At 73.2% G+C, this 6,549-nt stretch carries 8 protein-coding genes; 5 read left to right on the top strand and 3 right to left on the bottom strand.

Annotated elements, in window-relative coordinates; genetic code table 11:
• Positions 1-84: 84 nt before the first annotated feature.
• Positions 85-984, bottom strand: coding sequence for an SDR family oxidoreductase (locus ACH4TG_RS39500; RefSeq protein WP_398247907.1), 900 nt, complete (start codon positions 982-984; stop codon positions 85-87).
• A gap of 84 nt (positions 985-1,068) precedes the next feature.
• Between ACH4TG_RS39500 and ACH4TG_RS39505 the strand changes: the two genes are divergently transcribed.
• From ACH4TG_RS39505 to ACH4TG_RS39525, 5 genes are all read left to right on the top strand, one after another.
• Positions 1,069-1,671: a TetR family transcriptional regulator gene (locus ACH4TG_RS39505; RefSeq protein ID WP_398247909.1), complete on the top strand. Its 603-nt coding sequence runs from the start codon at positions 1,069-1,071 to the stop codon at positions 1,669-1,671.
• A gap of 132 nt (positions 1,672-1,803) precedes the next feature.
• On the top strand, positions 1,804-2,424 hold the full coding sequence (locus ACH4TG_RS39510) for a glyoxalase (RefSeq protein WP_398247910.1): 621 nt from the start codon (positions 1,804-1,806) through the stop codon (positions 2,422-2,424).
• Positions 2,425-2,452: 28 nt separating this feature from the next.
• A complete protein-coding gene (locus ACH4TG_RS39515) occupies positions 2,453-2,926 on the top strand; it encodes a helix-turn-helix transcriptional regulator (protein WP_398247912.1) in 474 nt (157 codons plus the stop codon).
• Positions 2,927-2,931: 5 nt separating this feature from the next.
• Positions 2,932-3,342 (top strand): VOC family protein, encoded by a 411-nt coding sequence (locus ACH4TG_RS39520; protein ID WP_398247914.1) that lies wholly within the window; start codon positions 2,932-2,934, stop codon positions 3,340-3,342.
• Between the two features lie 342 nt (positions 3,343-3,684).
• Positions 3,685-5,055: a C39 family peptidase gene (locus tag ACH4TG_RS39525; protein WP_398247916.1), complete on the top strand. Its 1,371-nt coding sequence runs from the start codon at positions 3,685-3,687 to the stop codon at positions 5,053-5,055.
• Between the two features lie 67 nt (positions 5,056-5,122).
• On the opposite strand, the gene ACH4TG_RS39530 is transcribed toward ACH4TG_RS39525, so the two are convergent.
• The gene (locus tag ACH4TG_RS39530) at positions 5,123-5,584 is read right to left on the bottom strand and encodes a VOC family protein (RefSeq protein ID WP_398247918.1); all 462 of its coding nucleotides are present in this window, start codon (positions 5,582-5,584) and stop codon (positions 5,123-5,125) included.
• On the bottom strand, positions 5,581-6,177 hold the full coding sequence (locus ACH4TG_RS39535; protein ID WP_398247919.1) for a DinB family protein: 597 nt from the start codon (positions 6,175-6,177) through the stop codon (positions 5,581-5,583). Before ACH4TG_RS39535 ends, ACH4TG_RS39530 begins: the two co-directional genes overlap by 4 nt.
• Positions 6,178-6,549: the final 372 nt, after the last annotated feature.

Consider the following 6,549-nt stretch of genomic DNA (forward strand, 5'->3'; position numbering starts at 1 on the left):
ACGGGGACGCCGCGATCCTCCCACGGCCCGCGCCGCCCGGCCGGGACCCACGAGCCCGCCGGCCCGGGCCGGGCGTGCCGGTGCTCAGCCCTGCACGGCGTACGCCCCGGCGGCGATGTCCTCCAGGAGCGTGGGACCGGTCGGCGTCCAGTCGAGCAGGGCCCGGGTGGCGTCGTTCGACGCGCTGACGTCCATGCCGAAGAACCGCCCGATCCAGCCGAAGTGCGCCTCGGCGTCCTCCGGCGCGACCGAGGAGACCGGCACTCCGAGGTACGCGCCGAGGGCGGCCGCGATGTCCCGGGAGGGGATGCCGGTCTCGCTGACGGCGTGCACCCGCGACCCGGCCGGCGCCTCCTCCAGGGCGAGCCGCACCAGCCGCGCGGCGTCGGTGCGGTGCACGGCGGCCCAGCGCGTCGAGCCGTCGCCGATGTACCCGGCCGTCCCGTGCTCCTTCGCGACCTGCGCGAGCCGTGCGGTGAAGCCGTGGTCGCCCATGCCGTGCACGGTCGGGGAGAAGCGCAGTGCGACCGGCCGCACTCCCCGTTCGGCGTACGACAGGGCGAGGTTCTCGCTGCCGCCGCGCATGGAGTCGGCGCCGTGGAACGGCGAGGGGTCGTCCTCGGTGATCGGGCGCCCGGTGACGCCCGACGCCAGCCCGGAGGCGAGCAGGAACGGCCGCCCGCTGCCCTCCAGGACCTCCAGCATGCGCTGCACGGCGCCGTGCTCGCTGCGCCCGGCGCCCGCGTAGTCGGTGAAGTCGTGCTTGAAGGCGAGGTGGATGACGCCTTCGGCGGCCGCGGCCGCGGTGGCCAGGCCCTCGACGTCGTCGAGGTCGCCGCGGTGGGCGGCGGCGCCCTTGGCCTCGAGCGCGGCGGCCGCCTCGTCGGAGCGGGCGAGGCCGACGACCTTGTGGCCGTGGGCGAGGAGTTCGTCGGTGACCGCCGAGCCGATCCAGCCGGAGGCTCCGGTGACGAAGACGTGCATGACGGGAGTCCTTCCACGTATGACAGTAACTGACATCAACCGTACATGATGATGTCAGCGACTGCCATCGCTACACTCGTCCGCATGGGTCGCTGGGAGCCGGATGCGCGGGGGCGGATGATCCGCGCCGCGATGGACCTCTTCGCCGAGCGCGGCTTCGAACAGACCACCGCGGGCGACATCGCCGAGAGCGCCGGCGTCACCGAGCGCACCTTCTTCCGGCATTTCACCGACAAGCGCGAGGTCCTCTTCGACGGTTCCGCGACCCTGGAGCGCACCGCGCACGACGCGATCCTGGCCGCTCCTGACGACATGTCGCCGCTCGAGGCGGCGCTGACCGGCATCGTCGCGGGCGGCGGGCTGCTGGAGCAGCGCCGGGAGCACGCGGTCCGCCGTTCCCGGATCGTCGCGGCCCATCCGAGCCTGCAGGAGCGCGAGCTGCTCAAGCTGGCGGCGATGACCGAGTCGACGGCGAAGGCGCTGCACGAGCGGGGCGTCGCCGAGCCCGCCGCCAGCCTGGCCGCGCACTCCGCGGTGACCGTCTTCCACGTCGCGTTCGCCCGCTGGATCGCGGCCCAGGACGGCGACGCGGCCCAGGACGGGAACGAGGGCCGGGACGCCGGGGCCCCGCCGAGCTTCGTCGACTGCGTCGCCGACACCGCGGCGGCACTGCGCGCCCTCACCTGACGTCCGCCGACCGGTGGCGCCGGCCCCCGCCGGCACCAGTGCAGGTCCGGCGCAGCACCGGCGCAGGACCGGTTCGGGACCGGTCAGGATTCGAGAAGCCCCCGCGCACAAGCGCTGACTAGCGTGAACGTCATGAACAGCATCGACTCCGTCACCCTCGAAGTACCCGACCCCGCCGCCGTCGCCGACTTCTACGGCTCCGCCCTCGGCCTCGACAAGCAGGTGCGCCTGCGCGCCTCGCAGGCCCCGACCGACGGCTTCCGCGGCTTCACCCTGTCGCTGGTCGTGTCCCGTCCGGCCACCGTCGACGCCTTCGTCGACGCCGCGGTCGGCGCGGGCGCCACCACGCTCAAGCCCGTCTCGAAGTCCCTCTGGGGCTACGGCGGCGTCGTGCAGGCGCCGGACGGGGCGATCTGGAAGGTCGCCACCTCCGCGAAGAAGGACACCGGCCCGGCCACCAGGGAGTTCGACCAGCTGGTGCTGCTGCTGGGCGCCGAGGACGTCCTGGCCAGCAAGAAGTTCTACGTCGAGCGCGGGCTGTCCGTGGCGCGGAGCTTCGGCCGCAAGTACGTCGAGTTCGCGCTTCCCGACAGCCCGGTGGGACTCGGGTTGTACGGGCGGAAGGGGCTGGCCAAGGACGCCGGCGTCTCCCCCGAAGGCAGCGGCTCGCACCGCATCTCCATCGGCGGCGCGTCCGGGCCCTTCACCGACCCGGACGGCTTCGCGTGGGAGACCCCCGGCTCCGAGAACTGACCCGCCCGCCTCGAGGAAGGACCCTCCGGTGTGCCACCCCGCGTACAGGCGCGCGCTCGTGTTCGCCCAGCATCTAAAGGATCTCGCGCGGCTGCGCCGCGTCCGTGACCGGATCGACCGGGAGTACGCCGTTCCCCTCGACGTCGAGGCGCTGGCCCACGCCGCCGGTGTGACGGCGGCGCATCTCAGCCGGCAGTTCCGGCTGGCCTACGGCGAGGCCCCGCACGCTTATCTCCTGGCCCGCCGGGTCGAGCGCGCGACGGTGCTGCTGCACGGCGGCGCCGCCCCCGCCGACGTGCACCGCGCCGTCGGGTGCCCGTCCCCGGACGCGTTCCGCACCCTCTTCACCGCGTGGGCCGGCATACCGCCCGACGCCTACGCGCGGCGGGCGGCGCCAGGCGCCGCGCGGGGGCCCGCGGTCCTGCCGGACGGCGGCGCCGGGCCGGCGGCCGGGCCGGTCAGGAATCGAGAAGCGCAGGTCCCCGAGCCGCAGCTAGCGTGAGAGCCATGGACATCACGATTCACACCAGCGTTCTCCCGCACGACGACCCCGACGCCTCCGTGGCCTTCTACCGCGACGTCCTCGGCTTCGAGGTCCGCACCGACGTGGGGTCCGGCAAGATGCGCTGGATCACGGTCGGCCCGGCCGGCCAGCCCAGCACGTCCCTCCTGCTGGCCCCGCCGGCCGCCGACCCGGGGATCACCGAGGACGAGCGGCGCATGATCACCGAGATGATGGCCAAGGGCACCTACGGATGGATCCTGCTCGCCGCCAAGGACCTCGACGCGACCTTCGCACAGGTGCGGGCCGCGGACGCCGAGGTCGTCCAGGAGCCCACCGAGCAGCCCTACGGCATCCGGGACTGCGCGTTCCGCGACCCCGCCGGCAACCTGGTCCGCATCCAGGAACTCGCCTGATCCGCCGCGCCGTTCCGCCGGGCCGGGCCGGACGGAGTGCCCGGCGCCCCGGTGGGGGGCGGAGCGCCGGGCGGCGGACAGGGCCCACCTCCCGCTGATTCCCGGGCCGTTGGTGACGACGTGCGCGCCACCTGACCCAGGTGACCGCGCCCTCCTGGCGGACGGCACCGACACACCGTCATGCGCCCCTTGTCCGTGCGGTATTGACGTGCTCACGCCGCACTGGCACCCTGCCTCGGCAGAAGCGATCGCCATCGGCGGCACCAACCGGCACCCCCGGACGGTCCCGCCACTGCTCCGCCCAGCCCCGCTCCGCCCACCCGCGTCCGTGGAGGCTCGTGCATGAGTGCGCGCACCGCGATGTCCCCGCTGCACCGGCCCGGCCGCCTGGCCCGGGCCGCCGCCGCGCTCGTCCTGTCCATCGGCGCGCTCGCCGCCGGCGCGGCGCATGCGGCGTCCGCCTCGCCCGCGCCGTCCGCGTCGCCGTCGGGAAGCCGCGTCGACTTCCACAAGTGGACCACCCAGGCCGACTTCGCCGCGGGCACCGCCGACGGGGTCGAGCAACTCGCAGGCGACCGCATGGGGATCGACGTCTCCGCGGCCGTCGGCACCCTCAAGTACAAGGACGCGTACCTGCACACCACGAAGACCTACGACTACGCCACCTGGACCTCGCCGGTCCACGCCGTCGCGTTCGGCGCCACCGAGATCGTCCCGTCATGGAACGCCCAGACGCCCGCGGGCACATGGCTCAAGGTCGAGGTGAACGCCACGATGGAGGACGGCGTGCGCACCGGGTGGCTGGACATGGGCCACTGGGCCGCCCTCGACACCGACATCGCACGGACGTCGGTGAGTCCGAGCGCCGCCCCCTACGGGCAGGTCGACACAGACACGTTCAACGCGTCGGCCGGACACACCGTCCAGGCCTACCAGTTGCGGGCGACGCTGTACCGCCTCACCGGCACCACCGCCACCCCGCGGCTTTGGCAGCTCGCCGCGTTCGCCTCGCTCGTCCCCGCCCGCACGTCGGTGCCGGCCAGCCCGCCCGGCGGCGCCGAGGGCGTCGAACTGGCCGTGCCCCGCTACTCGCAGCAGATCCACGCTGGCGAGTACAAGAAGTACGGCGGTGGCGGTGACGCCTGGTGCAGCCCGACCTCCAACGAGATGATCGACGAGTTCTGGGGCGCGGGACCGACCGCCGCCGACCTGACCTGGGTGGACCCTACCTTCGCCGACCCCAGCGTCGACTACGCCGCCCGCGAGACCTACGACTACCGCTACCAGGGCACCGGCAACTGGCCGTTCAACGCGGGCTACGCCGCGCACTTCGGACTCGACGCCGAGATCGTGCAGCTGCCCAGCGCCGACGACCTGGAGCAACTGGTCGCGGCCGGCATCCCGGTGGCCATCTCCGTGGCCTTCGACAACGGCGAGCTGACCGGCTCCGGCTACGGCACCGCCGGCCACCTGATGGTCGTCATCGGCTTCACCGCGAACGGCGACTTCATCGTCGACGACCCGTTCTCGGCGTCCGACGCGCAGGTCCGCCACGTGTACGCCCGCGCCCAGTTGGAGAACATCTGGCTGCGCACGTACTGGACACGGGCCGACGGCTCGACCGGTTACGGCTCCGGCGGCGTCGCCTACGTCATCACGCCGCACGACAAGGCGCTGCCGCCGGTCCTGGATCCGGCGAACCCGACCTGGTAGCGGAGCGAAGGACCGCTCGGCGCGGCGGCCGTCGCCACGAGGCCCGCCGCGCCGCAAGGCCCACCCGTCAGTCCAGGCAGAACTCGTTCCCCTCCGGGTCCGTCATCACGATGAAGCCGGCGCTCAGCGGAGGCTCGGGCTCGTGGCGCCGCACCCGTGCCGCCCCCAGCGCGACGAGCCGGTCGCACTCGGCCTCCAGCGCCGCCATGCGCGTGTCGCCCGCGAGCCCCGGAGCCGCCCGGACGTCGAGGTGGACGCGGTTCTTGGCGGTCTTGCCCTCGGGCACCTGCTGGAAGAACACCCGCGGGCCGTGCCCGTCCGGATCCTCGATCGCCGACCGGCTGTTGCGCTGCTCCTCGGGCACCCCGACCCGCTCCAGGAACTCGTCCCAGGCCGCCAGCGGGTCCCCGCCCTCGGGCACGTCGACACCGGGCGGGCCGGGATGGACGTATCCCAGGACGTCCCGCCAGAAGGACGACAGCGCCCGCGGGTCGTGGGCGTCGAAGGTGACCTGGAAGTGGCGGCTCATCGGAAGGCTCCGTTCGCGGTGCGGTGCGTGTGCAGGTAGAGGTCGCGCAGGAGGCAGACCTCGGACAGATGGTGGATCAGTTCGCGGTGGATGTGCAGCACGAGGTCGGCCATGGGAGCCTGCGGGTACGGCTCCTTCGCGCCGACCGGAACCCGCAGCCCGCCGTCACCCAGCGCGCGGACCCCGGCCAGCCACACGTCGGCCTGGGCCGTCAGCTGCTCCAGCGCCCCGGCCGCGGTGCCCGCGTACCGCCAGGTGTCGTGCGAGGCGGCCGGCGCCCCGAAGTGCGACGCGTTCCGTACGGCGAGCACGCCGCTGACGACATGCCCGAGCCGCCAGGCGATGGTGGTGAAGGGAGCGGGATCCGGTGCCGGATGGCCGTAGTCCCACGTGAACTCGCCCGCACCCAGCTGCAGCGGCGCCGTCGACGTACCGCGCGGCCGCACGCTCCATGCCTCGGGCACCGGGGACCAGAAGTACTCGTCGTCCGTGAGCCCCTCCAGCCGCGGCCGGACCAGCCCGTCCCACTGGAACTCCCACTGCTCCCGCAGCACCCGGTTCCAGTCGACGCCCTCCACCTGCCTTCGCTCCATGACCACCACCCTGTCACCCGATCAGGACGGAACGCGTCCGCTATGGGGGGTGGGGGTGAGGTGGGGTGGGTGGGTGGAGGTAGCTCGTCACGTGAACGGATCGGCTGAAGGTGATCGGTGCGGGTAGCTCGCACCGTGAACGGACCGGCTGAACGTGAGGGGTGGAGGTAGCTCGTCACGTGAACGGATCGGCTGAACGTGATCGGTGCGGGTAGCTCGAAAAGTGAACGTCCTGGCCCTTTTTTGCCGGCCTCTCGCCGCCGGGCCCTTAGACCCCGTGTCTGCCGGTCGATCGTGCTCGCTCGCTGCGCTCACTGCGCGCGTTCTCTCTCTAGACACCGGCGGGCCCTTTGGCTCGATGCCTACACGGGG

The organism is Streptomyces sp. NPDC020917, assembly GCF_044333795.1.
Taxonomy (GTDB): domain Bacteria; phylum Actinomycetota; class Actinomycetes; order Streptomycetales; family Streptomycetaceae; genus Actinacidiphila.

Coding starts and splice junctions, on each gene's coding strand:
- ACH4TG_RS39500 (WP_398247907.1), bottom strand. CDS start 984: ATGCACGTCTTCGTCACCGGAGCCTCCGGCTGGATCGGCTCGGCGGTC.
- ACH4TG_RS39505 (WP_398247909.1), top strand. CDS start 1,069: ATGGGTCGCTGGGAGCCGGATGCGCGGGGGCGGATGATCCGCGCCGCG.
- ACH4TG_RS39510 (WP_398247910.1), top strand. CDS start 1,804: ATGAACAGCATCGACTCCGTCACCCTCGAAGTACCCGACCCCGCCGCC.
- ACH4TG_RS39520 (WP_398247914.1), top strand. CDS start 2,932: ATGGACATCACGATTCACACCAGCGTTCTCCCGCACGACGACCCCGAC.
- ACH4TG_RS39525 (WP_398247916.1), top strand. CDS start 3,685: ATGAGTGCGCGCACCGCGATGTCCCCGCTGCACCGGCCCGGCCGCCTG.
- ACH4TG_RS39530 (WP_398247918.1), bottom strand. CDS start 5,584: ATGAGCCGCCACTTCCAGGTCACCTTCGACGCCCACGACCCGCGGGCG.
- ACH4TG_RS39535 (WP_398247919.1), bottom strand. CDS start 6,177: ATGGAGCGAAGGCAGGTGGAGGGCGTCGACTGGAACCGGGTGCTGCGG.